The organism is Stenotrophomonas sp. SORGH_AS_0282 (assembly GCF_030818125.1).
GTDB classification, from domain to species: Bacteria; Pseudomonadota; Gammaproteobacteria; order Xanthomonadales; family Xanthomonadaceae; genus Stenotrophomonas; species Stenotrophomonas rhizophila_A.
Map to the genome: position 1 here is coordinate 3,551,423 of NZ_JAUTAB010000001.1, position 25,001 is coordinate 3,576,423.

24 protein-coding genes are annotated in these 25,001 nt (G+C 67.8%); 8 read left to right on the top strand and 16 right to left on the bottom strand.

Annotation, left to right across the window (positions count from 1 at the left end; translation table 11 throughout):
• Nucleotides 1-56 precede the first annotated feature (56 nt).
• From QE395_RS16080 to QE395_RS16130, 11 genes are all read right to left on the bottom strand, one after another.
• Nucleotides 57-830: a LytTR family DNA-binding domain-containing protein gene (locus QE395_RS16080; RefSeq protein ID WP_249833695.1), complete on the bottom strand. Its 774-nt coding sequence runs from the start codon at nt 828-830 to the stop codon at nt 57-59.
• On the bottom strand, nt 820-2,079 hold the full coding sequence (locus tag QE395_RS16085; RefSeq protein WP_306989915.1) for a histidine kinase: 1,260 nt from the start codon (nt 2,077-2,079) through the stop codon (nt 820-822). Before QE395_RS16085 ends, QE395_RS16080 begins: the two co-directional genes overlap by 11 nt.
• 234 nt (nt 2,080-2,313) lie before the next feature.
• Nucleotides 2,314-3,963 (bottom strand): M28 family metallopeptidase, encoded by a 1,650-nt coding sequence (locus QE395_RS16090; RefSeq protein WP_306989916.1) that lies wholly within the window; start codon nt 3,961-3,963, stop codon nt 2,314-2,316.
• 279 nt (nt 3,964-4,242) lie between these two features.
• Nucleotides 4,243-5,880 carry a CsgG/HfaB family protein gene (locus QE395_RS16095; RefSeq protein WP_306989917.1) on the bottom strand — a complete coding sequence of 546 codons (1,638 nt, stop codon included), beginning with the start codon at nt 5,878-5,880 and terminating at the stop codon, nt 4,243-4,245.
• 18 nt (nt 5,881-5,898) lie between these two features.
• Nucleotides 5,899-6,564: a hypothetical protein gene (locus QE395_RS16100; RefSeq protein WP_068848935.1), complete on the bottom strand. Its 666-nt coding sequence runs from the start codon at nt 6,562-6,564 to the stop codon at nt 5,899-5,901.
• Nucleotides 6,565-6,628: 64 nt separating this feature from the next.
• On the bottom strand, nt 6,629-7,729 hold the full coding sequence (locus QE395_RS16105) for a hypothetical protein (RefSeq protein ID WP_068848933.1): 1,101 nt from the start codon (nt 7,727-7,729) through the stop codon (nt 6,629-6,631).
• Entirely contained in the window at nt 7,720-8,922 is a 1,203-nt protein-coding gene (locus QE395_RS16110; RefSeq protein WP_306989918.1) for a hypothetical protein, read from the bottom strand. Before QE395_RS16110 ends, QE395_RS16105 begins: the two co-directional genes overlap by 10 nt.
• Before the next feature lie 102 nt (nt 8,923-9,024).
• A complete protein-coding gene (locus QE395_RS16115; protein ID WP_249833690.1) occupies nt 9,025-10,287 on the bottom strand; it encodes a sigma-70 family RNA polymerase sigma factor in 1,263 nt (420 codons plus the stop codon).
• 57 nt (nt 10,288-10,344) lie between these two features.
• On the bottom strand, nt 10,345-10,752 hold the full coding sequence (locus tag QE395_RS16120; RefSeq protein ID WP_306989919.1) for a VOC family protein: 408 nt from the start codon (nt 10,750-10,752) through the stop codon (nt 10,345-10,347).
• Nucleotides 10,753-10,768: 16 nt separating this feature from the next.
• Nucleotides 10,769-11,194 carry a VOC family protein gene (locus tag QE395_RS16125; RefSeq protein ID WP_306989920.1) on the bottom strand — a complete coding sequence of 142 codons (426 nt, stop codon included), beginning with the start codon at nt 11,192-11,194 and terminating at the stop codon, nt 10,769-10,771.
• Nucleotides 11,195-11,228: 34 nt separating this feature from the next.
• Nucleotides 11,229-11,648 (bottom strand): YciI family protein, encoded by a 420-nt coding sequence (locus QE395_RS16130; RefSeq protein WP_306989921.1) that lies wholly within the window; start codon nt 11,646-11,648, stop codon nt 11,229-11,231.
• A 212-nt stretch (nt 11,649-11,860) separates the two neighbouring features.
• On the opposite strand from QE395_RS16130, the gene QE395_RS16135 reads away from it, so the two are divergent.
• Nucleotides 11,861-12,235: a YciI family protein gene (locus tag QE395_RS16135; RefSeq protein ID WP_068848924.1), complete on the top strand. Its 375-nt coding sequence runs from the start codon at nt 11,861-11,863 to the stop codon at nt 12,233-12,235.
• A 13-nt stretch (nt 12,236-12,248) separates the two neighbouring features.
• Here the strand turns inward: QE395_RS16135 and QE395_RS16140 are convergent, their stop codons facing one another.
• Nucleotides 12,249-14,333, bottom strand: coding sequence for an NHL repeat-containing protein (locus QE395_RS16140; protein WP_306989922.1), 2,085 nt, complete (start codon nt 14,331-14,333; stop codon nt 12,249-12,251).
• Between the two features lie 143 nt (nt 14,334-14,476).
• Here QE395_RS16140 and QE395_RS16145 point away from each other — a divergent pair, with 143 nt between their 5' ends.
• On the top strand, nt 14,477-15,994 hold the full coding sequence (locus tag QE395_RS16145) for a hypothetical protein (RefSeq protein WP_306989923.1): 1,518 nt from the start codon (nt 14,477-14,479) through the stop codon (nt 15,992-15,994).
• 7 nt (nt 15,995-16,001) lie between these two features.
• Here the strand turns inward: QE395_RS16145 and QE395_RS16150 are convergent, their stop codons facing one another.
• Nucleotides 16,002-16,775, bottom strand: coding sequence for a lytic transglycosylase domain-containing protein (locus tag QE395_RS16150; RefSeq protein ID WP_068848916.1), 774 nt, complete (start codon nt 16,773-16,775; stop codon nt 16,002-16,004).
• A gap of 293 nt (nt 16,776-17,068) precedes the next feature.
• On the opposite strand from QE395_RS16150, the gene QE395_RS16155 reads away from it, so the two are divergent.
• The 3 genes from QE395_RS16155 (at nt 17,069) to QE395_RS16165 (ending at nt 20,954) form a co-directional block, all read left to right on the top strand.
• Nucleotides 17,069-18,670, top strand: a complete 1,602-nt coding sequence (locus tag QE395_RS16155) for an EAL domain-containing protein (RefSeq protein ID WP_306989924.1) — start codon at nt 17,069-17,071, stop codon at nt 18,668-18,670.
• Between the two features lie 165 nt (nt 18,671-18,835).
• Entirely contained in the window at nt 18,836-20,446 is a 1,611-nt protein-coding gene (locus QE395_RS16160; RefSeq protein WP_306989925.1) for an ABC-F family ATP-binding cassette domain-containing protein, read from the top strand.
• Nucleotides 20,447-20,582: 136 nt separating this feature from the next.
• Complete coding sequence (locus QE395_RS16165) at nt 20,583-20,954, top strand: MerC family mercury resistance protein (protein WP_210132108.1); 372 nt, start codon at nt 20,583-20,585, stop codon at nt 20,952-20,954.
• 31 nt (nt 20,955-20,985) lie between these two features.
• On the opposite strand, the gene QE395_RS16170 is transcribed toward QE395_RS16165, so the two are convergent.
• On the bottom strand, nt 20,986-21,321 hold the full coding sequence (locus QE395_RS16170; protein WP_306989926.1) for a hypothetical protein: 336 nt from the start codon (nt 21,319-21,321) through the stop codon (nt 20,986-20,988).
• 111 nt (nt 21,322-21,432) lie between these two features.
• Here QE395_RS16170 and QE395_RS16175 point away from each other — a divergent pair, with 111 nt between their 5' ends.
• Complete coding sequence (locus tag QE395_RS16175; RefSeq protein WP_093533034.1) at nt 21,433-21,858, top strand: hypothetical protein; 426 nt, start codon at nt 21,433-21,435, stop codon at nt 21,856-21,858.
• Between the two features lie 306 nt (nt 21,859-22,164).
• On the opposite strand, the gene QE395_RS16180 is transcribed toward QE395_RS16175, so the two are convergent.
• Nucleotides 22,165-22,650 carry a transposase gene (locus QE395_RS16180; protein WP_217539100.1) on the bottom strand — a complete coding sequence of 162 codons (486 nt, stop codon included), beginning with the start codon at nt 22,648-22,650 and terminating at the stop codon, nt 22,165-22,167.
• 81 nt (nt 22,651-22,731) lie between these two features.
• Nucleotides 22,732-23,496 (bottom strand): hypothetical protein, encoded by a 765-nt coding sequence (locus QE395_RS16185; RefSeq protein WP_306989927.1) that lies wholly within the window; start codon nt 23,494-23,496, stop codon nt 22,732-22,734.
• Nucleotides 23,497-23,698: 202 nt separating this feature from the next.
• Here QE395_RS16185 and QE395_RS16190 point away from each other — a divergent pair, with 202 nt between their 5' ends.
• A complete protein-coding gene (locus tag QE395_RS16190) occupies nt 23,699-24,052 on the top strand; it encodes a hypothetical protein (RefSeq protein ID WP_306989928.1) in 354 nt (117 codons plus the stop codon).
• A gap of 86 nt (nt 24,053-24,138) precedes the next feature.
• Entirely contained in the window at nt 24,139-24,981 is an 843-nt protein-coding gene (locus QE395_RS16195; RefSeq protein WP_306990549.1) for an MnmC family methyltransferase, read from the top strand.
• Nucleotides 24,982-25,001 lie beyond the last annotated feature (20 nt).

Here is a 25,001-nt window from a genome sequence, read left to right on the forward strand (position 1 = left end):
ACCAGGTCCAGGGGGATCCCAATGCCACCGTGCGCGAACACGGTGGCATTGTTTTTCTACATGCCGCGGAACAGGCTCATGAACGGCTGGCTCACGTTGAGCACTTCCGGCCGCTGCTTCAGGCGCAGCTGGCCACGGCCGGTGTCATCGCGGCTCACCGCCGCCACCGCTTTCATGTTGACGATGGTGGAGCGGTGGATCTGGCGGAAGCGCTGCGGATCCAGCACTTCCAGCAGCTCGCGCAGCGGCGTGCGCAGCAGGCTTTCGCCGGCCTCGGTCACCACCGTGGTGTACTTGCTGTCGGCGCGGAAGTAGACCACGTCTTCGAGCATGATCAGCTGCGTGTCGCGGCCATTGCTGGCGGTGATCCACGCCAGCGGCGGCGCGTTCGAGTGCGCCCCGGGCTGCTGGCCCAGGCGCTGCAGCAGCTGCTCCAGCATCGCGTTGTCCGGCCGCCCCATCTGCATGCGCGCCAGGATGCGCTCGCGCGTGGCCAGCAGCCGCTCGTCGCTGACCGGCTTGAGCAGGTAATCCATCGCGCCCTGCTCGAAGGCATCGATCGCGTACTGGTCGTAGGCGGTCACGAACACCACCTGCGTGCGCGGGCTGATCTCCGACAGCGCGCGCGCTACCTCGATGCCGCTGATGCCAGGCATGCGGATGTCGAGCAGGGCCAGGTCCGGTTTCAGTTCGGCCAGCCGCTCCAGCGCACTGGCGCCGTCTTCGCATTCGGCCACCAGCCGCAGTTCCGGCCACAACCGCTGCAGCTGGGCCACCAGCGACTGGCGCAGCAGGTCTTCGTCTTCGGCAATGAGGGCATCAAGCAGCATGGATCGCCTCGCGTGCGTCGCGCGGCAAGGTGATCGTTGCCGCCACGCCGCTGGGGAAGTTGGACACGATGGCCACGCCGGCGCGTTCACCGCAGGTCAGGCGCAGCCGTTCGCGCAGGTTTTTCAGGCCGATGCCGGTGCCGCTGCTGCCCTGCCCGAAGCCCAGGCCGTCATCGGCCACGGTCAGGGTGACGTGGTCATCGAAGGCGCGCGCGATGATCCACACCGTGCCGCCACCGGGCTTGGGCTCCAGCCCGTGCTTGATCGCGTTCTCGACCAGCGTCTGCAGCGCCATCGACGGCAGCGGTACGGTTTCCAGCGCCGGCGGCACATCCACCTGCAGTGCCAGCCGCGCGCCCATGCGGATCTTGAGGATTTCCAGGTAGGCCTTGGTGCGCTCCAGCTCCACGCCCAGGGTGGACATCGATTCGTCCACGCTCGGCAGCGAACTGCGCAGGTACTGGATCAGGTGCCCCAGCATCTGGTCGGCGCGCGGCGGATCGGTGCGGGTCAGTACCTGCGCGTTGGCCAGTGTGTTGTACAGGAAGTGCGGTTCCACCTGTGCGTGCAGCAGGTTCAGCCGCGCCACCGACAGTTCCTTTTCCGTGGCGGTCTGTTCGGCCGCCGCCTGCTCGTCGCGGCGTTGTTCGGACACGCGGCGGGTGATGGCGCGGCTGACCGCTTCGGCGTTCTCGTAGTTGCTGCCTTCGTCCACCGCCAGCAGGTCGGCCCACACCCCGGCATCGGGCTCGAAGACCAGGGTCACGCTGCTGGTACCCTGCCCCGGGGCGACCGTGGCCAGCACGCTGTTGCGCTTGATCGCCCAGCGCGCCGGCAGGTTCCAGCGCGACGGCGGGCGGCCGTTGTAGGGGTCCACGCGGCGCACATAGGCGCGCACCTGCAGGCTGCCGGCGGCGCTTTCGATGTCTTCCACGCGCGGCAGTTCCTTGATCGCCTGTTCGACCAGGCTGAAGGCCTCGCCGGCGTCCATCGGCAGTTCGATCTGGCGCCGCTGGCGGCTGGACAGGGTGGCCGCATCCAGGCGCCCGGCCAGGGTCGAGACCCGGCGCAGGTGGGTGATGCAGCTGCCCAGCGCGGTGATCATCAGGAACAGCGCCAGCAGTCCGAACACCCAGCCCGGGCCTTCATCCATGCCGTGGAAGAAGCCACTCCACACGAACCCGGCCACGACGATCGCCGCGGCCCAGGCCACCAGAATACGGAGAATCAGGGAAAGGCTGGCAAACACGGCGGCGTCTTCACGATGGGATGGTGTGAGGATAGCCCTGCCCGTGGAGGGCACAAGCGGGATGCGACGAAACCGCTGAAAACGGTGGTGAAGGGGGCTTCTTGAACGCCTGACGGAAGTCTTCGGTCTTCCATTCAACCCGGTTGCGACCACGGATCAGCGGATGTCCCGTTCCACGCCGTCACCATCGCGGGACCGCGTTCCCCGCCGGCGGTGCCGGCGGGGTGGGTTCGATCACTTCCGATCGGCAGCCGATGCATCCCGCGGTGCGCGGAACTGGGAATCATCGCTCCAGTTCGGCCAGCTGCGGGAGTTGGCCAGCTGGTTGCCCAGCGTGTACAGCACTTCCAGATCGCGGGCGGCGCCGGCGAACTTCCAGTCCGGCTGCCACTCGTCGCCCTGCTGGTGGTAGCGCTTGGCGGTGTAATCGTCCGAGGCCGCCTTGCCTGCGGCCACGCCGCCGTCCACCCAGTCCTGGCCGGCCGAGTAGGACACCGCCGGCACGCCACGCTTGGCGAACGGGAAGTGATCGGAACGGAAGAACAGGCCGGCTTCCGGCTTCGGGTCCGGGGTGTAGCGGATATCCCAGCCCTTTGCCACGTCCTTCAGCTGGTCCAGCAGTTCCAGCTTGGCCGAGCCATAGATGCCGAAATCACGCGACGGGCCGAACGGCGCCATGCCATCCATGTTGATCACCGCCACGGTCTTGGCCAGCGGGTACAGCGGGTGGCTGGCGTAGAACTCCGAACCCAGCAGGCCCTTCTCTTCGGCGGTCACGGCCAGGAACAGCACCGAACGCTCCGGGCGCTTGCCCTTGGCAAAGCCACGCGCCAGTTCCACCAGCGAAGCGGTGCCGCTGGCGTTGTCCAGCGCGCCGTTGAAGATGGTGTCGCCGTTCGCATCCGGCTTGCCCACGCCGATATGGTCCCAGTGCGCGCTGTACACCACCGTTTCATCCGGGTGCTTGCTGCCTTCCAGGCGCGCGGCCACATTGTGCGAGGTGATCACCTCGGTCTTCACCGCGTACTTGGCCGACAGGGTTTCGCCCTTCAGCTCCACCGGCTTGAAATCGCGGCGCTGGGCCTGCTTCTTCAGCGCCTCGAAGTCCTGTCCGGCACGCTTGAACAGGTCCACCGCCAGGTCGCGCTGGATCCAGCCTTCCAGCAGCGGGTGCGCTTCGGCCGGGTTGTCGCGGACCACGTCGAACATGGTGTTGGTGTTGGAGCCGGCCACCGTGGCCCAGCCGTAGGAGGCCGGCGCGGTTTCGTGGACGATCAGCACGCCCAGCGCACCCTGGCGGGCGGCCTCTTCGTACTTGTAGGTCCAGCGGCCGTAATAGGTCATGCCCTTGCCGTCGAAATCGCCTTCGCCGGTTTCAAAATCCGGGTCGTTGATCAGCACCACGGCGATCTTGCCCTTCAGGTCCACGTCCTTGAAGTCGTTCCAATTGCGCTCCGGCGCGTTCACGCCGTAGCCCAGGAACACCAGCGGGGCGTTCTGGATATCCACTTCGGACGCGCCGTTCATGGCCGCGCGCACCGCGATTTCCTGGCCCTGGGTAAGCGACTGCGGCTTGCCCTTGCTGGACAGCGCCAGGCTCGGGGTGCCGACGATATCGCCCTTGAGCAGCGGCACGGCCTGGGTCCACAGGCGCTTGCCATCTTTCAGGTCGCCGCCCGGCTGCAGGCCGGCGGCCGCGAACTGCTTGCTGAGGAAAGCGATGGTTTTCGCTTCGCCGGCCGTGGCGGGCGAGCGGCCCTCATAGGCGTCGGAGGCCAGTTCCTTGACGTCGGCGGAGATCCGCGCGCCATCGAATTTCGGCGTCGCCGCCATCAGGGCGCTGGACACCGACAGTGCCAGCACGCTCAAAACCACTCGCTTCATCGTTTTCTCCGCAGTTGGGACAACCCCATCATCCACGGATCATAACCGTCCCGCGCGCGACATGGGCCTCCTGGGCCGGCCAACGGCCAACGGCCGGCGCTACCGCTTGCGGTTGATTGATCCCGATCCCGACCACCACGTAACCATTCGTAGCCCCGGCCGTTGGCCGGACACCGCGCGCAGCGCGGCGCAAGCATCCGGAGCCGAAAACAAAAACGCCGGCTGCACTGCAACCGGCGTTTCAACACAACGAAGCCGCCCATCAGGCGCCGACACACGTCACCAGTTCGGATCTTCCGCCGGTGCCGCCGCCTTCGGTGCCGCCGCACGCGCGGGCTTCGGCTTCGCGCTGCCGCTGGATACCGTCGCCGCCGACGCGGCCGGCTTCACCGCACCGGCCTGCGAACGCAGCTCGATCGAACCGGGCTTGAAGCTCGCCCCCCCCAGGTCCGCGCCGCCTTCGATGGTGCCGTAGGAGGTCTGCGATGCCACGCGGTCCACCCGGATCGTGCAGCACGGGGTTTCATTGCGGCCCAGCGAACGCCCGGTCTGCGGGTCCTTCAGTTCCTCGCCCAGCATCACCGCCTGCCAGCGCTGGCCGGCCTTGAGCGATTCACCGCCCTGGCTCAGCACCACCTGGTCGCCGGTCATGGCCACCACCGACACCGGGAAGATCTCGGTGATGATCGCCGTGCCGATCTGCCCGGACAGCGAATCCATCATCGCCGCCGCCATGCCCTTGCCATCCACCACGCGCGGCAGGGTGCTCGGGCCGGTCGAGGCCAGCTGGTGGTCGAAGCTGTCGGACATCACCACCTCACCGGTGGTCGCGTTGATCAGGCGCAGGGTGATGCGCCCGCCGCCCGAATACGAGGTCACCTGGCGGTCGGACATGCGCAGGTTGCGCACGCTGCGCGGGTACTCGAAGCGTTCGATGGTCGGAATCAGGATCAGGTCGGTGGCCAGCTGCTGGCCCAGCCGCGCGGTGTCCTGCAGGCGCACGTTGCCGCTGTTGATGTGGTCGATCTCGGCCTGCATCTCCTCGCCGAACTCACGGTCCAGCACGATGAAGCGCTTGGTCTGGGTCAGCGTGTCGTTCAGGCGCGCGCGGATCGCCGCGGCCACTTCATCGCTGGCCACACGGCCATCGCCGACGGCGTAGGTGCCGCTGCGCACGTGCGGCTGGGCCACCACGATCTTCGGCCGGCCCTGCTCATCCGGTGCACGGTACTGGGCGATGTCGGCACGCACGCGCACCTTCCAGTAGCTGCGCATCGTGCGGCGGCTGACATCGGATTCGAACGACTGCGCGCCGCGCTTGGCGTCCACGCTGGCCTGTTCCTTGTAGCTTTCCTTGATGCTGGCCGATGCGGAACTTCCGCCACCGGCAGCTTCTGCCTGCGCCTGCGCCGAGCCACTGGCCGAGGCAGACGCCGAATAACTGTAGCCGGCGTCGCTGGCGCGCACGCGGGCAATCACTTCTTCATCCAGCTGGCTGACTTCTTCCTGCGAGAGGATCTCGTAGCCCAGCACCGCCCCTTGCGAAGCGGCAATCATCTGCTGGGAAAACGCGTCGGCGCGGATATCGCCGACGTGTTCCCCATCCACGTCCACATGCAGGCCCGCACGCAGGCTCTGCATCTGGCTGGCGACACGCACGCCATTGACCTGCGCCACCGCCGACTGCAGCGCGGCCAGCACCGCCAGCTCCGGGGTGCTGCCGATGCCCTCGGCTTCGCGCGCCACCCGGGTGGTGCCGCCGAAGTCCGGGGACCCGCGCAGCGGCTTCTCGGCCGGGGCTTCCAGCTTCGATTCCGCCTTCGGTGCGGGCGCCTCCACCGGTGCCTCCTGCTTGCCGCAGGCGGCAAGCAGGGTAGCGGTGAGGGCCAGGCTCAACAGTCGGTATGAGGTCTGCATGCGTGGCGTTCCTTTCGATTACAGGCTGTCGAGCATCGACTCGGCGTTGCCCGGCACCTTGATCTTGGCGGCGCGGGCGAAGGTCAGCGCGGCCTTCGACGAGGAGTACAGGCCCTTCAGGTAGCCCGGCGATTCCTTGGCCACCCACGCACCGGCGGCCAGCTTGCGGCCCACGGTGACCAGCTGGGTGCCGCTCAGGCTCTTCATGCCGTTGGCGAAGTTGCTGGCTTCACCGCTCAGCTTCTGGCCTTCGGCAGCGGAGGCGACCAGGGCGACCAGGCCGGTGGTGTAGTGCTGCTTGGATTCGGCGCTCAGCTCCGGCTGCGCGGCCACGCGCTCATCGATCGCAGCCTGGGCTGCTTCGCTGACCGACACCGACTTCTTCATCTGGTCCACGTTGACCGAACCGGACGACAGCGCCATGCGCTCGGCTTCCAGCAGCTTGACCTGCTCGGCCAGGCCGAAGGCCTTGGCGAAGGAGGTCTGCGCGTCGATCGAGTGCGACTGCGAGGACACGAAACGACGCACCAGCGCTTCCTGCGCGGCTTCGTCCGGAGCGCCGGCCGAAGCGGCCGCGGCGCTGTTGCCGCCGCCAGCCAGGTCCTTCAGCTTGCCGAACTGCGCGTGCGCCGGGGCGGCGAAGGTGGTGGCGATGGCCAGGGCGATGAGGGTCTTGCGGATCATTGGGTAATTCCTTGTTGGAAAATGTTGGCGCGAACCGGTGGGTACCGACCTTGGTCGATACGCCTTAACGCACGGCCTTGACGTTCAATTCGTTGATCATCTGCTGCGCACCCTTCTCGGCGGCGATCTGCAGCGCATTGGTGCGGGCCACGGTCTCGTTCGGACCGGTGCCGGAGAACTGCACCGGACCCACCGACGACACGGTCTTCGGGAAGCGGCCGCTCACGTCCAGCACCTTGCCGGTGACGGTGACGAACACGCGGGTGTTGCCGCTGACCGGATCGCGGTCACGCATGCCCACGTCCAGCGTGCCGACCGCCAGGTACGGGATGTTCGCCGCCTTGATGCCATTGGCGGTATCGCGCAGGGTAGCGGCCGACAGGTCGTTGCCGGTGCTGAAGTCCTTGCGGATGCGCTCGATGCTCAGCAGGCCACGCGATTCGCCTTCCACGTATTCCGCTTCCACCACTTCATAGCCGGCTGCGCTGAACGCGCCGGTCATCGCGGTGTTGATCTCGTTGGCGTTGGCCACCTTCCAGGCGATGTTGTCGCTGCGCGCGGTGGTGCTGCCACCGGCGGTGATCGACACCGACGCGTTCTGGTTGATGCTGCCGTTGGTGCTCACCGAGTTGCCACGGAAGCTGTCGCCTTCGCGGGTCTTCTCGTCGTAGCTCTGGCTGGCGTCGACCCGGCGGTATTCCTTGTCCTGGAACGACTGCACGGTGTCCTGCGAGCGCGCCATGAACAGGAAGGTCAGCATCGACCGCTCGTTGCTGCGTGCACCGGCGGTGGCCGAGCCGGCATCCAGCTTGGTCTGCAGCAGGGTGGTATTGATCTCAGCGCGGACGCTGACGGTGTAGGTCTTGGCCTTCTTGTCTTCGGTGTCCGACAGCGGTACCGCCGACAGCACGTAGCGGTCGATTTCACCGATGAACTCGGCGCGGCGGTCTTCGAACAGGCGCAGCTTGGCCGCGCCGGATTCGGCGATGTACGCCTCCAGTGCATTGACCTTGGCCTTGTTCAGGGCCTGGGCGCGGGTATCGGCACTCAGGCGCAGGCCATAGCTGGCCGAACCGGTACCACGGGAGCTGGCGGTCTGCGCCGCCACCGGCGCGGCAACCATCAGTGCAATGAGAATCAGCAGTACGGCACGAATCAACGGCATGAGGTGATCAACTCCTGGAGGGCTTGGGTCTGTTGCTGCAGCGGCTTGCCGCCGGGCTTCTGTTCGTCCAGCCACGCTTTCGAATCCGCGCGCTTGGCGGCGGCGCCGGCGAAGGCGTCCAGGCCGGCCAGCGTGGTTTCGTAGCTGGCCGACCACTGGTCAACGTGCCACTGGGTCGACGGCACCACCTTGGTGGCGCCCTTGCGCAGCGGCTGGTCGAAGAACACCTTGCCCGAGAACGGCTCCACCACCGTGGCCTGGAAGAACGCGCCGAACAGCATCGTCTTCATCGCCGGGGTTTCATTGATCACGCCGTTCTTCAGCGCATCCAGGCGCAGCTTCACCACGTAATCCGGCTCGGGGATCTTCAGCTGGTACACCTTGCCGTCGGCAAAGCGCGCGGCCATCGCACCGCCGATCGCCTGGCCGGTGGCCGGCGGCAGCAGCCCGATGCCGGTGTTGGACGACAGCGTCTTGGACAGTTCATGGGCCAGCGTGGCGCGCAGCACCTGCTCATCCACCGCATCGGGCAGCTTGGCGCGCACCGCATCGGAAAGGGTTACCTCGCCCACCTGCAGGCGGCGCGTCGACGCGGCCGGCAGCTTTGCCTTGGCCAGCGTATCGGCCAGCACCTGCGGCAGGCCGGTGGCGGCCTTGCCGTACAGCAGGTCAGCCACGATCGCGTCGATGTCGTCCTCGTCCGGCAGGAACTCCATCACGTCGATGCGCTGCAGCGTGATCGGGTAGGACGCCACCACCTGGCGTTCGCGGAAATCGAAGAACAGCGCCTGCAGCGCCACTTCCACCAGCACCTTGTACTGGCCACCGATCGGTTCGATGGACACCAGCTCGCGGTCCAGCGCGGTGGCCAGCACCGTGGCACTGGTGGTGCCATCAAGCATCGCCAGCGGTTGGTCGATCAGTTCCAGGCTGGCCGGGCGCTGCGCCTGCAGCCGGGCCCACAGGGCCTGGTTGAGCGGGGCCAGGCCACGCGCCTTGAGCACGGCGGCCGCACGCGGGGTGCTGGCTTCAACGGCGTTCTGGTCGGCGGTGTAGGCAAAACCGGCCCAATAGGCCTGCTGCGATTTGTCGGCGGCCTGCGCGGCGCTGGCGAAGGTGGTGCCAACCAGTACGAACCCGCACAACAACAGCCACGCGCTACGCGCGCGCGTACGCTTCTTCCCTGAAACCATCGTCCCGCAATCCTTCTCGAACGGACCCGGCAAGGCGCCCGGTCACTTTTGTGAGGCGCCACCATAGTGCCTGTTCAGGTTTCGGGCAAGAAGAAAATTTTTTCAGTCCCGCTGCAGCTGCGCCGCCCGCGCCTGCAGCAGTGCGCGTTCGCGCGCGTTGGGAGTAAGCCGCGCCGCCCGCGCAAAGGCATCGGCCGCCTCTGCGTGCCGGCCCATCTGCGACAAAAGGTCACCCTGCACCGCCGCCATCGGCGCGTAGTCGCGCAACCGTGGATCGTCGGCCAGCTGCTCCACCAACGGCCATGCGGCGGCCGCCCCTTCCGCGCGCGAAACCGCCACCGCGCGGTTGAGTTCCACCACCGGTGACGGCTGCACTTCCGCCAACCGCGCATACAGCGCGGCCATGCGCGCCCAGTCGGTCGCATCGGCGTGGCGCGCGCGCGCGTGGCAGTCGGCGATGGCCGCCTGCAGCACGTAGCCATCATCGGCCCCACCCAGCGCCACGGCCTGCTGCAGCGCCGCCTGCCCGCGCGCCACCTGCAGGTGGTCCCAGCGGCTGCGGTCCTGGTCGGGCAGCAGGATCGGGTTGCCGTGCACATCCACGCGCGCGGCCGCGCGTGAGGCCTGCAGTTCCATCAGCGCCAGCAGGCCGTGCACCTGCGGCCAGGTCGGCAGGCGCTGCTGCAGCACCCGCCCCAGCCGCAGCGCCTCCTCGCACAGCGCCGGGCGCATCCAGTCATCGCCGCTGCTGGCCGCATAGCCTTCGTTGAAGATCAGGTACACCACCGCCAGCACCGAGCCCAGCCGTTCCGGCAATGCCGCCTGGCGCGGCACTTCGAACGGCACCTGCTTGTCGGCCAGCGTGCGCTTGGCCCGCACGATGCGCTGGGCAATGGTCGGCTCCGGCTGCAGGAACGCGCGCGCGATCTCATCGGTGGTCAGCCCGCCCAGCAGGCGCAGGGTCAGCGCCACCCGTGCATCGGCCGACAGCACGGGGTGGCAAGCCACGAACATCAGCCGCAGCAGGTCATCGCCGATGTCGTCCTGCAGGGCGTCGCTGTCGTCGGGCAGCGGCAAGGGCTGTGGTTCGAGTTCAGTGCCCCATTGCGCATGCTGGCCGGCCACGCGCTGGTGCTGGCGCAGCACGTCGATGGCGCGATTGCGTGCAGTGGTCATCAGCCACGCTCCCGGATTATCCGGAACGCCCTGGCTGGGCCAGCGCTCCAGCGCGGCCAGCCAGGTGTCCTGGGCCAGTTCTTCGGCACGCCCGATATCGCCGCCCAGCATCCGCGCCAGACGTGCGATCAGCGCCGGCGACTCCATGCGCCAGAGGGTATCCAGTCGTTGTGTCAGCGCAGCTTCCATGCGTCGAATGAGAGCATCCGTTACCGCGCCGCACAAGGTGCGGCGCGGCACATGGCATCAGCCGGGTTCGCCATCCATGTGCGCCACTTCCCACAGGTGGCCATCCAGGTCCTCGAAGCTGCGTTGGTACATGAAGCCGTAATCGCGTGCCGGGGTCGGTTCACTTCCGCCGGCCTTCAGCACTTTTTCCAGGGTTTCATCCACCGCCGCGCGGCTGGGCGAAGACAACGCAAGAATCACCTGCGCCTGCTTGCGCGCATCGGCGATGGGCCGGTTGATGAAGGTGGCGAAGAACGGCTCCAGCAGCAGCATCAGCATGATGGTGTCGCTGATGTTGAACGAAGCCGCCTTGTCATCGGTGTAGGTCAGGTTGGGCGTGAATCCCAGCGCGGTGAAGAACGCCTTGCTCCTGTCCAGGTCGCGGACGGGCAGGTTCACGAAGATCATCTGTGGCGTGTCGGACATGGTGGGTTTCCCGTTCTCAGTAGGGTTTCATGCAGTTGACCATCCACGGCTTGCCGTAGCGGTCTTCCAGCATGCCCCAGCGCTTGGCCCAGAACGTTTCGCCGATCGGGAACGTGACCTTGCCGCCCTCGGACAGCGCCTTGAACACGCGCTCGGCTTCCTCCTCGGTTTCCACCTCGATGTTGATCGTGGTGGTGCCTTGGCCCGAAGAAGGCGGGCCATCGGCCGCCATCAGGATCGCGCTGCCCACTTCCAGCTGGCTGTGCGCGATCAGGTTCGGATCGGCCGGGCCAGGGTTGTCGCCACAGCCGTCCATGTTGTCGCTGGGCGGCATGTCGCTGTACTTCATTTCCGAGGTGACCTTGCCGCCCAGCACCTGGGCGTAGAACGCCATCGCGTCGTGGGTCTGGCCGTTGAAGCCAAGGAACGGAATCAGTTTCATGGGAATCTCCTGAAAAGCACGGGGGGGGGGTGGGTCAGTCGGCCTGGCCGATCTGCTCGCGCAGACGCTGTTCCTGCGCACGTAATTCCGGGGTGAATACCTCGCCAAAATCTTCTTCGGTATAGAACGGGCGGATCTCCACCACGTCGCCCGGCAGGAACGGGGCACGCTTGAGCCATTCGGTGGCTTCGTCGACCGAACGCACCTGCCACAGCCAGAACCCGGCCACCAGCTCGCGCGTTTCGGCGAACGGCCCGTCGATCACCTGCGGTGCCACCCCTGTGTAAGCGACCCGGCGGCCGTGGCTGCTGGGGCGCAGGCCATCGCCGGCCAGCATGATCCCGGCCTTGACCAGCTCCTCGTTGAAGGCGCCCATGTCCCGGAACTGCGCCTCGGTGGGCAGCACCCCGGCCTCGGTGGCCTCGGTCGCCTTCACGATCACCATGACTTTCATCGGCTTGTCCTCGTTGTCGGCCCGGTTGGCGGGCCCTTCATGAGATACGACGCCCCAGTGGAACGGAAATCGACATGCCTGCCAAAAAATATTCCGATGCCGGCAGCGGTTGACGGTCACGGCCCTGAACAGGCCGGCAGCGCTGCACTGCAGCAGGAGCGCAGCGCAGGCTGGGGCATCATGGGCATCCCCTGCCCAGCGGTGCGCCGGCCATGCAATTCCTGCTGCTGATCTATATCGACGAAGCCCTGATCCAGGACGTGCCCGCCGAGGAATACGACGCCATGATGCGCGGCTGCATCCAGCATGCTGACAAGCTGAAGGCCGAAGGCACGCTGGTCGCCTCGCAGCAACTGGAGCCGGTCGCCCAGGCGCGCACCCTGCGCACGCGCCAGGCGCAGGCGCGCATCACCGACGGCCCATTCGCCGAAACCCGCGAACTCCTCGCCGGCTTCAACCTCATCAACGCCAGCGACCACGATGAAGCCCTGCGCATCGCCCAAGGGTTCCCGTGGTCGCGCTACGGCAGCATCGAAGTCCGCCCGGTAGCCGACTTCGAAGCAGAACGCCGCCGGGTCGGCGCCTGAGGTTGCCTGGAAATCACGGCAACACCGTGACCTTCAACTCGCGCTCTCCGATCGCCTCGTTCCCGCTGTAATCCCGCGCGCTCCCACGAATGATGTAATCCCCCGCCGGCAATGCCTCCGGCTGCCAGCGCCCGGTCTCCACCAGGCCATCGCGCACGGTATTGGTCACCAGGTAGCGGAACCGCGTCACCGCACTGCCGTGCACGGTAATCCCGCTGTCCGGCGCATACGCCACTACCGTGGCGCTGTCCTCGCGCGGCATCCGGTTGAACACGATGTTGAAGCGCGGCTGCTCGTACCCCGCCAGCGGCGTGCCAGCCGCATCCAGGATCTGGTACCCCACCTGATACGCCCCCAACCGACGCCGCGGCAGGTTGTTGTCCACCTGGTCCCACGCCTCCACCACGATCTGCACGCCCGGCCCAACGCGCGGAATCGGCACGCGCCCGTTCGCCCCGGCCTTGATCGGCTGGTCCAGGTCATCCAGCACCGCGACGTCCGTAATGCGCGGCGCAAAGCTGTCGGCGTAGCCCACGAAGCCCAGCGCCACCGCATTGCGCTGGAATCCACCAGCGCCGACGCTCAGGTGCACGTGCGCCATGCGGTTGATGCTGCCCAGCGGCTCACCGGCCTTGAAGCGCGTGCCGCGGCGAACGCGTACCCGCTCCAGCTTGCCGTCCAGGTCACGCAGCTGCGGCCAGCGCGCGTCGAACGCGCGGTCGCGCGCATCGCGGCCCACCTTCATGTGGATGTAGCGCAGCCGGTCCAGCGACAACCCTTCGGCCTGCCCGCCCACCGACCAGCTCGGGAAGGGACTGCTCACCTTCGCATCGGCCATCGCCAGCACCGTCTGCCCGACATCGCCACGGATATCAAAGCCATCGTGCAGGTGATGGCGGCTCTCACCACTGAAGTTGCCGCGCACCTCACCCAGCGTGCCCACCACCTCATGCCAGCCGAGCTGCGGAGCCAGCGGCCAGCGTCCACCGGTGTCCGGCAGCGCGGCATCGGCGGCCGGACCGATCAATGACGGCGCCGGCGTGGCGCCGGCCGCCAGCGCACGCAGGCGATGCACCCGGTATGACGCCGCATCGGACACATACAGCCCGCCATCGGCATCCAGCGCCAGCCCGCCCGGACGCGAGAAGCGTGGCTGCGCCGATGCGCCGGTGAGGTCCACCACATGGCCCAGTGCCGACAGCTGCACTACCTTGCCGTCGAAATCGCTCGCATACACCACGTCATCGTGGGTCACCGCCAGCGCCAGCGGCCCGTTGAGCAGGCTGCCGCGCGCCAGCAGCGTATCCAGCGTGCCGTCCGGCGCCAGCCGGCGGATCGCGGCGTTGAGCAGATCGGCGATCAGCAGGTTGCCGTGCGAATCCAGCGCCAACGCCACGGGCGTATCCAGTCGCGCCCCCACCCCTGCCCCGTCCACGTTGCCCGGCGCATCACCGCCGGCCAGCGTGCGCACCTGGCCATCGGGCTCGATCACGCGGATGCGGTCGTTCCAGGTATCGGCCACGAACACACGGCCACCGGCATCCACCGCCACGCCCATCGGCCCGTCAAAGCGCGCCTGTGCGGCCGGGCCATCGGCGTAACCGGCGGTGCCATCACCGGCAATCGTGCTCACCACCCCATCGGTGCCGATCCGGCGGATCACATGGTTGCCGGTGTCGGCGACGAACACGTTGCCGGCCGCGTCCAGCGCGATCGCCGAGGGTGTATTGAACTGCGCCTGCGGCGCCGGGCCATCGCGCCAGCCCTCGCCCTGCCCGGCCAGCGTGTCCACCCGCCCATCGGGAAATACCCGGCGGATGCGGTTGTTGTCGCCCGCATCGGCCACATACAGCACGCCGTGCGCATCCAGTGCGAGGCCATAGGGATCGGCAAACTGGGCCTGCGCCGCCGCGCCATCACGCAGGCCGCCCACGCCGTCACCGGCCAGCAGGCTGACCTGCGGGGTCCAGCCCAGCACCGTGGCCACCGGTCCCGGCGGCGGGGCCGGCGCGGCCGGTTCGCGCAGGAAGGTCCACGTCAGTGCCGCTGCCACCGCCACGCCTACCAGCGCCACCATTGCCCATCGTGCGCGCGTCATCGCTGTCCTTGCCTGCTACCCGTTCGGGACACGACCTTAGCCGCTCGCCGCGTGCCTGCAAACCCTGCGTGCGTCCGCAGCGACTTGTATGGATGCCGCGTTCCGGTTTCAATCGTGGCTCAGACCAAGGAAGGAAGCACCGCATGACCTGCCATACCGGCACTGCCCTCGTCCTGCTGCTCTCGCTGTGCGGGGTGCCGGCCGCAGGCGCGGCCGCCGCTGCCAGTGGCGCTACCCTCGATGCTTCCACTGAGGCATCGCCCGCCAACGCCGCGTTCCTGGCCGAAGTAGGCGCCGCCCTGCAGCAGTCCGACGCGGGTGACAGCCTGGGCGCGGCCATCACCCTGGATCGCCTGCTGGTCGATCCGCGCATGGCGCAGCTGGAGGTGGCCCAGCGCAGCGACGTATGGGCATCGGCGGCCATGGTGTCCGGTGCACAGAAGCAGGATGACATCGCCCTGCAGCGCCTGCAGCAGGCACTGGCGATCAATCCACACAACGCCTACGCGCGGCTGCGGCTGGCGTGGACGCAGATGGTCGATGGCACGCCGGAGAGCGCCGCCGACAACGTCATTCTCGCGCTGGCCGATGGCGAAGGGCAGCCGGACATGTCCGCCGAGATGGTGTGGCAGCTGGACACGGACCTGAAGCACCTGCCGGCCAAACGCCTGCCTGTGCTGCAGGGCCTGTTCGACCGCGAGTGGAAGATCGACGGCATCGAACCGGTTGAACTGTGGTCCATCCTGGCCATCCTCCAGGTCGAGGCCGGCCAGACCGACAAGGTCGCTGCCACGCTGGAGCGCATCGATGCACCGATCCCGCTGGTGCGTCTGCGCGCCGACAAGCGCTTTGACCGCTTCCTGCGCCGCGATGATCCCCGTTACGACCCGGTGGCGGCCGCACGTCGCCATATCGACCGGCTTCGCGTGGACACCATGCTGTCACCGGGCGTGAATGAAACCGCCGTTGAACTGACCTCGGCGCTCATGGTGGCCGGCGAGCTGCAGGAAGTGGTGGGCATGACCGCACCCATCGCCGAGGCTGCCGCGGCCGCGCGTTCGGCGCCGCCGGAGATGGCGCGCCACATTGCGTGGATGCTCGACACCCGCAGCCGCGCCTACCGGCGCCTGGGCAAGGCCGACGACGCGGTAGGCGCGCAGCTGCTGGCGATCCGCATGGCCGACCCCGCGGGCGATACGGTCAGTCAGCGCCTCAACCTGGCCAACCTGTATGCCGCCCTGCACCGTCCGTCGATGGCACGCGAAACGATGCAGGGCCTGGACAACATGAGCACGTATGGCCGCAGCACGAAGGCGGTGATCGAACTGCAGGCAGCCCTGCAGCTCGACGATGCCGCCGCAGCGTCGCGCGCACGCGAGCAACTGTTCGCCAGCCGCGTTGAAACCCCCGGCCACTACCGTGAGGCGCTGTTGCTGGAGAATCGGATGGACGAAGCCGCGGCCGGCCTGATCGTCCAGCTGCAGGACCCGATGGACCGCAGCGATGCCCTGCTTGAGGTGCAGGACACGCGCGATGCGCCACCGCTGCCGGAGGAAGTCCTGCTTACGGCGCGTTGGAAGCAGCTCAAGCAACGTGCCGATGTGCAGGCTGCGGTGCGTCGTGTTGGCCGCATCGAGTCCTACCCGCTGTTCACCTTCTGAGCGCAGGTCAGCGCGCCGGGGTTTCCGGTTTGAAGCCCATCGCCTCGCGGTAGCGCGCGTACAGCGCGCCCACTTTCTCCACGTAGGCCAGCGTTTCCGCATACGGCGGCACGCCCTTGTAGCGGGTCACCGCTCCGATGCCCGCGTTGTAGGCGGCCGCCGCCAGCGTGCGGTCGCCTTTGTAGCGCGCCAGCAGCGCCTTCAGGTACCGCGCGCCGCCATTGATCGACTGCTCGGCGGAAAGCGGATCAGACACGCCCAGTTCGGTAGCGGTATCCGGCATCAGCTGCATCACCCCCTGCGCGCCCTTGGGCGACACCGCGCCGGCATCGAAGCCGCTTTCGGCATGGGCGATCGCGCGCAGCCAGGCATCGTCCACGCCCGTGGCACGCGCCGCCGCCTTGAACTGTTTCGCATGGCGGTTGAGCTGCGGCGCGCCGACCTTGCCCAGCCCTTCGTGCGCGGGTTCGCCTGGTGGGGTGGCCACAGTGAATTTCAGGAATACCCGCGAACCGGGAAGGTTGCGGGTGGAGTACACCAACTGCCCGTCCTGTTCGCGCTCATACAAGGTGCCGCTGAACACCCCCATGTTGCCCCACAGGTTGGGCGCCTGCACCGCGTTGTCGTCGATCTGCTGCGCCTTGCACTTCGAACCCGGCTCCGGCGCCGTGGCCAGGCTGACGGTGTTGTTCTGTACGCAGCGATACACCGTGCGCGCGGACGCAGTGCCGGGCAACAGCAACGGCAACAGGGCCAGCACGGCAGGCAGCAGGGGCTTCATGGCTCCGGGGCCGCCGGGGGTCGGCCAGATCGAGGGGTGGCGCGATCATCCGGCGGGCAGTGCGAACCGCAGGTGAAGCCCTGTGCGGCCGGTGGAGAAAATGCCGCTGTTGGCCGACGGGGTGAAGCAACCACCAGCCATGGCTGCCGGCGTGACGGCTTCACCTCCCCCTTGCGACCTGATGCCGACACTGGGGAAATACCGACAGGAATCTACGTGAAGCCCTGTTCCAAACGGGCGTTCCAGATGGTCATATAGGGCTCAATCCACGCCCGCCGGGCAGAGAGGTCCGCTTGAAGCGCGCCAGCACCATCGCCGCCATCGCGCTTGCCGCCCTTCTGGGGGCCATCCTGCCTGTGGCCGCGCTGGTCTACATCAGCTGGAGCCGCGCCCAGGTCGCCGAGACCGACCGCCTCGAGCGCACCGCCGAACGCACCCTGCAGCGTGCCCACCGCGCCTACGAGGCCGGCCTGCTGGCCCTGCGCAAGCTCAACCAGGCGCAGTTGCCCGGCTGCTCGCCCGAGCACCTCAAGCTGATGCGCAGCCTCGCGCTGGGCACCACCTCGGCCGAACAGGTGGGCTATTTCGAGGAAGGCCGGCTGCGCTGCACCTCCTGGGGCATGGTCGAGGACCTTGTGCCCGAACCCACCCCAGACCACATCACCGCCGACGGCGCCTCCATCACCCTTGGCGTGCGGCCGGTGGCCGGTGATGGTGCCGCCTCGCTGCTCTCCCTGCAGCTGGGCCGCCACGACATCCTGATGGACCCCTCCCGGTTCGTGGATGTCATCGCCGAACCCAACGTGCGGCTGGCGGTGGCCACTCCCGATGGCCGCCTGATCGCCCAGCAGCCCATGGCCGACCCGGAACTGCTGCAGCGGCTGCTGCGCGAACCGCACAACGGGCATACCCCGCGCACGCTGTTTGCCAGCGCGCAGGACCAGGAATGGCTGGCCATCGCCATCGCCCCACGGGTTGGGCTGGTGGCCGCCTTCCAGCAGCAGCTCTGGCAGCTGGTGCCGCTGGGCGTGGTGGGCGCGGTGCTGGCCACCGTCGCCGGCATCTGGCTCTCGCGCCGCCGCCTGTCGCTGCGCAACGAACTGGCCAGCGCGGTGCGCCGCCGTGAGTTCCGCATGGACTACCAGCCCATCATCGAACTGGACACCGGCATCTGCGTGGGCGCCGAAGCGCTGGTGCGCTGGTCGCGCGCCGACGGCACCCAGGTGCGGCCGGATCTGTTCATTCCTGTCGCCGAAGAAACCGGCCTGATCGAAGCGCTCACCGACCACGTGATGGACCTGGTGATCAGCGACATGCGTGAGCTGCTCATCCATGATCGCAGCGCGCATATCGCCATCAATCTGTCCGCCGGCGATGTCAGCAGCGGGCGGGCATTGAAGGTGCTGTCCGGGAAGCTGGTCGGCAGCGGCATCCACCCGCAGCAGATCTGGCTGGAAGCCACCGAACGGGGTTTCCTCGATATCCAGGGCGCGCGCACCTCGCTGGCTGCCGCGCGGCGTGCCGGGCACTGCGTGGCCATCGATGATTTCGGCGTCGGCTACTCCAGCCTGCAGTACCTGCAGCAGCTGCCGCTGGATGCGTTGAAGATCGACAAGTCGTTCATTGATTCCATCGGCACCCACAGCGTGACCAGCCCGGTGACCTCGCACATCATCGACATGGCCAAGACGCTGGGCCTGTTCACCGTGGCCGAGGGCATCGAAACCTCGGCCCAGCTCGCCTACCTGCAGTCGCGGCAAGTGGAGTTCGGCCAGGGCTGGCTGTTCTCGCGGCCGCTGCCAGCCCCGGAGTTCGTGGCCTTCCATGAGCAGCGGCGCATGCAGTATGGGAAGGCGCCGGAAGACATGCAGAACCCCAACTCGATCACCGAATAGCGGGTTCATCGGCCGGTTGGAATGCAGCCCTATAATGGGCACGCGGCATCCAGCCGCCCCCGTCATGAGGTGTGCCTGCATGCGCCAGTAATGCCGCCGTCGTTGGACGGCCAGCTCCTTCCCGCCCTGTTCGCAGGGGGAGTCCTTGGCATTGCTGGAGGTCGCATGACCGCATTCACCCTCACGCTCGACCGCGTGACATTCACCCTGCCCGATGGCCGGGTGCTGTTCCCTGAACTTTCTGCCTCGTTTGATACCACCCCCACCGGCCTGGTCGGCCGCAACGGCGTGGGCAAGAGCGTGCTCGGACGCCTGCTGGCCGGGCAGCTCCAGCCCAGCAGCGGGCACATCCAACGGCAAGGCCACGTGCACCTGCTTGCCCAGCACAGTGGCGTGCTGCCCGGCCGCATTGCCGACCTTACCGGCGTCGCCCCGCAGTTGGATGCATTGGACCGGATCGAAGCCGGCAGCGTGGACCCGCACGACTTCGCCGTGGTGGGCGAACGCTGGACCCTGCGCGAGCAGTTGCAGGCGCAATGGCAGCGGCTTGGCCTGCCCGAACTGGATCCCGCGCAACCGGCCGCCACGCTCAGCGGCGGCCAGGCCATGCAGGTGGCGTTGGCCGGTGCCCTGCTCTCAGACGCGGATGCACTGGTGCTGGACGAGCCCAGCAACCACCTCGACAGCGCACATCGCACCCGGCTGATCGAGGCGCTGGCGCAGTGGCGTGGCGGCCTGATCGTCATCAGCCACGACCGCGCATTGCTGCGGGAGATGCACCGCATTGTCGAACTCACGCCCAGCGGGTTGCGCAGCTACGGCGGCAACTACGACCTGTATGCCGCGCAGAAGCAGGCCGAACTGGCCAGCGCCGAAGCCGAGCTTGCCCTGCGCAAGCGCGAGCGCCGGCAGGAGCAGGCCGCACTACGCGAACAGCGCGAGCGGCAGGAACACCGCCAATCACGCGCCCAGCGCGATGCCCGCACCGCCAACCAGGCACCGATCCTGCTGGGCGGCATGAAGAACCGCGCCGAGAACAGCGCCGGCCGGCTGCAGGCGCAGCAGCTTGAACGGCGCGCAGCGGCCGACAGCCGGGTACGGGAGGCGGCAGCGGGTGTGGATGAGGCGGCCCGGATTGCGATGCTCGGGCCCAACCTGGCCGCGCCCGGTCCGCAGCAGGTCGCCACGCTCACCAACGTGCACCTGCCATGGGTGGAGGCGCCTTGGCAGCACGTCACCCTGCACCTCCAGCGCGGCGACCGCATCGGCGTGCGTGGCCGCAACGGCAGTGGCAAGTCCACCCTGCTGCGGGTGCTGGCCGGTGAGCTGGCGCCGCTCAGTGGCGAGGTCAAGCGCGCGGCTGGCATCGCCCTGCTTGACCAGACGTTGTCCGCGCTCCCCGCGCAGGATTCCGCGCTGCAGCTGTTGCAGCGCGCGAACCCGAAGGCCAGCGAGGGCACCCTGCGCACCCAGCTGGCCCTGCTCGGCCTGGATGCCGAGCGCAGCCTGCGCCCGCTGGCCAGCCTGAGCGGTGGCGAACGGGTCAAGGCCGCGCTGGCCGCCGTGCTGTATGCGGACGTCCCGCCCCAGCTACTGCTGCTCGACGAGCCGGGCAACCACCTGGACCTGGCCTCGCTGGCCGCGCTGGAGCAGATGCTCAACCAGTACCGCGGCAGCGTGGTGATCGTCTCGCACGACCAGGCCCTGCTGGATGCCGTGCAGCTGACCCATCATCTGGATGCCGGCGAGGAGGGGTGGCAGTTGAAGCTGCTGTAGTCGCGAACATCAGCACGCGCCCAAGTGACCCGCAGGCGGGAGTCGAAAGGGAGGGCAGAGGCAGTCATGGTGGCGAAAGCTTGAAGTTGGATTGCAATGTTACTATATAACATCAACCGTTCCAGACCTTTCCGCCATGAAGACCACCAACGCCCTGCTCGACGCCGGCGCCATCGCCCTTTCCAGCCTGTGCCTGCTGCACTGCCTGGCCCTGCCGCTGCTCGCCGCCGCCCTGCCGCTGATGGGGGTGTGGGCCGAAGCAGAGTGGGTGCACATCGTGTTCGTGGCCATCGCCGCTCCGACCACCGGATTCGCCCTATGGCGCGCCCACCGCAAGCAACCGCTGCCGGCCGCGGCGATCGTCAGTGCAACCGCCGGCCTGCTTTTGCTTCTGGCGGGCGCAGCCGGGTGGCCGAGCCACGAAGCGGAGACGCCGATGACGGTAACCGGCAGCCTGCTCCTCGCCAGCACCCACATCTGGAACGCCTGGCGCCGCCACCGTCATTGAACCTGCATGGCTCTACGCCGCATGCTTGGCGTTACCGGCGGAGCAGCATTCCTGCGAGGAACAGGAGCAGCGGCAAGGCGCTGATGATGGCGCCCACAATGCCCACCCATGGCCAGCGCTCGCGGCGTACGCGCGAGCCGATGGTCAGCAGCAGGCCCAGTACCGAGGACGCCAGTACGCCCACCGCCACTCCGGCACTTCCGACCAGTAGGCGCCCCATTTCAGGCGATGCCTGCGCCACTGCATAGGCGGCCGCCAGGATCACTGGAGCCACCAGCCAACTGGCGGTGCCAAGCAGCGGCCAGCACTGGCCGGCGGTGCGGGAATCGACACGGGTGTGCAGCGGCTGGGAAGTCGGTTGCGGCATGTACGTGCTCCGTAGGTCTCTCCAACCGTACACCCAACGCAACGCGTACACACCGCCTGCGCAGGTAAAAGTTCACGATGCCCGCAAACCTGTCCCTGGGGGGGATCCGCCATGCGCACATTACCGTTCATGCTTCTGCTGCCCGGCCTGCTGCTGCTCTCAGCCTGCGGCGACCGCGACAATGCCGCCGGGATGTTCTCTTCCGACCCGCTGCTGGGCTGCTTTGCCACCCACCCCCGCAAGCCGGCGGAGTTCCGCATCGAACAGCAGCAGGGGCAATACTTCGTTTCCTTCAACCGCGACGAGCAATGGCAGCGTGACGCCACGCCGCTGCAGCTCTCCTCGCGCGCCGATATCGCCCGCTTCTTCAACGATGATGCCGACCAGATCGACAAGGCGCTGGTGCGTCCGACGGGCGGCTTCGGCATCTTTCACTTCAATCCCGGCGCCACCCTCAAGGGCAAGGACAAGGACAGCGACTACATGGCGCTGGTGCTGATCGGCGCCGGCCCGGTGTTCCAGGTGACCTGCCCTTGAGCGCCTCACCCAAGGCGCCGCCCTGCGGCGAACCACGGATATGCAATTGCCGCCGGGGTTTCCTCGTCGGTGCGGATCCCCACCGCACCAAACCCCGGGGTGACTTACGCACGTAGCGGCGCGTATGCCGCCGTGCTCCCGCTCCCCTGTACGGCCGACCCGCCCAACGCCACGCACGCCTCCGTTGCACGGCCACCCCCGGTAGCGGCATACGGCGGCGCGAGTCCCTGCGCACGGGACGCGCCAGCCATCCGAGTCGCCCGCCCACCATCCAGCGCACGCCACGCGGCACGGTCCGCCCGTACTTCAGCATGGCCCGCCCTCCCTGGCACAACGGCGGTGGATGGAACTGTAGGGCCACTCGCAGGCCTCCCGCACGAACCCGTGCTGCACGGGATAGCTGTGCACGTAGGCGATGTGGCGCTGCACGTCATCGGCGTCGACCAAACGTCGCTCACGGAAGTCGGTGTGCCATAGCGGCCGCACTGTGCGGTCACGGCGCACCATCGCACGCGGTGGATGACCCGGCAGCTGGCGGTCGAACACGGCCTGGATCTGCAGCCATCGCCGGTGGCCCTCTTCGTCCCCATCCGGCAGCGTCCACACGCCGTGCAGATGATCGGGCAGCACCACGATTGCATTGATCCGGAACGGCCGCGCCTGCTGCGCTATCCGGAATGCCAGTCGCAGTAACTGCGCGTGCTCCACCAGCAGGCGGCTGTAGCGATCACGAAGATGCGCGCTGAAGAAGTACGCGCTGCCGGGTTGCCAGGAGGGGTTTTCAGTAGCCATGGGCGCAGTGTGCAAATCTGCGCGAGCGCGAACGATCGGGGCAGCCCGCGCGCAGGCGTCAGTGCGCCGCCCGGCCCGCGGTCAGGATGCGGCGCGTGGCGGTCCCAGTTCGCTTTCACATGCCTGTTGAGCTGCGTACTTGATCTGCTCGCCCAGCATCAGGGCGTTCTCTTCGCCCAAGCGCTTCGCCGCCAGCGAAGCAGGCGGCAGCAGACGCCGCAGGGCATCGCTGACCGGCACCGACCAACTGCGCGGCGTGGAGGGGACATCCACTTCCGGCAGGTCACCCAAGGTCCACGGCAGCATCTGCAGCTTCTGCGATCGCGACGAAATGACCTGATCGGGCGCGTCGCGGAAACGGATGACCACGCGCATCATGGGGTAGTCGTCGGTCCATTCCATCTGCGTGTAGTACGTGTCCAGCTGCGCTCGCAACGCGCTCCCCTTCATGAGGTCGAACATCCGATTGCGGATGTTTTCGGCGGTACACGCCGGTACGTTGCGGCTCGCGCCGGGCGCAGAGCTTTCCAGCATCCCGAGCGGGCGCACCCGACGCGCCATCACCTGCATTCCCCGTTCGCGCGGCCAGGGTGGTGCCGACAGCGCCCACACCAGCTCGCCCACCCGTTGCGCCGGCACCGTGGCCTGCGTGGTTTCCACTCCCTCTGCCGTTTCCACTTTCGAAGTACGGGTAAACGCACGTTGGCCACCGCTGCGCTGCAGCCGGTGTACTTCGTCCGCACGGCTCCAGCCGCTGTACTGGTACTGGATCTCCACCGAGCGCACGTTGTCTATTGCAGCGGGCGGCGGCCCGCTGCCCGGTACCGTGCACGCCACCAGCAGCACGGCAGGCGTGCACCCAAGGAAGCGCAGAACGGCGCGGTGGAAGATAGGCATGCTGTCATTCTAGACCCGTCCGCAGGCGACGCGCCGCACAGTATTGAACCTCTCAATCGCTCCAGTTCCGGCTCTGCGACGCAGTGCACGGCGAGGGTCCGATCGACCGCGACACAGTGCCCTCACCTCGGCCCACCGCGCAGCCCCTCCCATGTTCTCCGTGCTTCTGTTCCTGCTTGCCAGCACCCGTTCCGAGCCGTTCCCGCCCGGCTACCACGACCGCCCCGGATTCTCTGACGACGGTACCCACGTCATCATCCGTACCGCCCTGTGGGATGACTTCAACGGCGGCAAGGCCCCGGTAGAGCAGGTCCTCATTCCCAACGAGGACGGCTCCTTCACCTACCGGTACGCGCGCCAGTCCCGTGCCACGCGGATGTACCACGCCACTTACTGCTGGTTCCAGCAGATGTACCCCGAAGACTCGACCTCCAGCGGCTCCGGCACGTACGGCGGCTGGAGCTGCGGCCGCACCACCGAACACCCACCGGCGCCGCCTGCGTGAACCAGCCCGGCGGCCATCTCGGTTACGATGCCCACCCCTTCCTGCCCGTCGGCCGGCTGCGCTGCAGCACGGTCCGCCCTGATCCCGTGACGCACTACACCGGCCCCCTGCTCACCCGCCCCCTCGCCGAAGCCCTGGTCCGCGCCCGCGATGCCGGTGCGACCGAGTGGACCGGCTCCCTCGATCTGGCACGCTCCAGCGGTACCGCCACGCTGGGCGCCGAGAGCTGGCAGTGGAAGGGTGAAACCTACGCCTATCCGGGCAAGACCAAGGACCGCACCCTGTACTACTGGGATGGCGAGGAATTCCTGGCGGTATCCCGGTTCGGCTCGGCGCTGATCAAGCTGGTGCCCACCGAGTGGGACGCGCCCACCTTCGAGATCGACGGCATCAAGATGCTGCCCAGCGCGCAGGTTTCGCCTTACGAGGATGCGCGCCGCAAGGTGGCGCTGGTGGCCCCGGCAGGCAAGACCGTGCTCGATACCTGCGGCGGGCTGGGCTACTTCGCTGCCTGCTGCCTTGAAGCTGGGGTTACCCGCATCCAGTCGTTCGAGAAGAACCCCGATGTACTGTGGCTGCGCACGCTCAACCCGTGGTCGCCCGACCCGGATGCGCCCAGCAGCGGTGGCCGGCTCTCGCTGACCCAGGGCGATGTATCGCAGGCGATCGAGGGGCTGGAAAGCAGCTCGGTTGACGCCATCCTGCATGACCCGCCGCGCTTCGGGATCGCCGGCGAGCTCTATTCGCAGGTGTTCTACGACCAGCTGGCCCGCGTGATCCGCAAGGGCGGGCGCATGTTCCATTACACCGGCGCGCCCAACAAGCTCACCAGCGGCCGCGATGTGCCGCGTGAGGTCGCCAAACGCCTCGAAAAGGCAGGCTTCAAGGCCGAACTGGCGCTCGACGGGGTGCTGGCGGTCAAGCGCTGATCCCGGCCGACGCGCAGGTG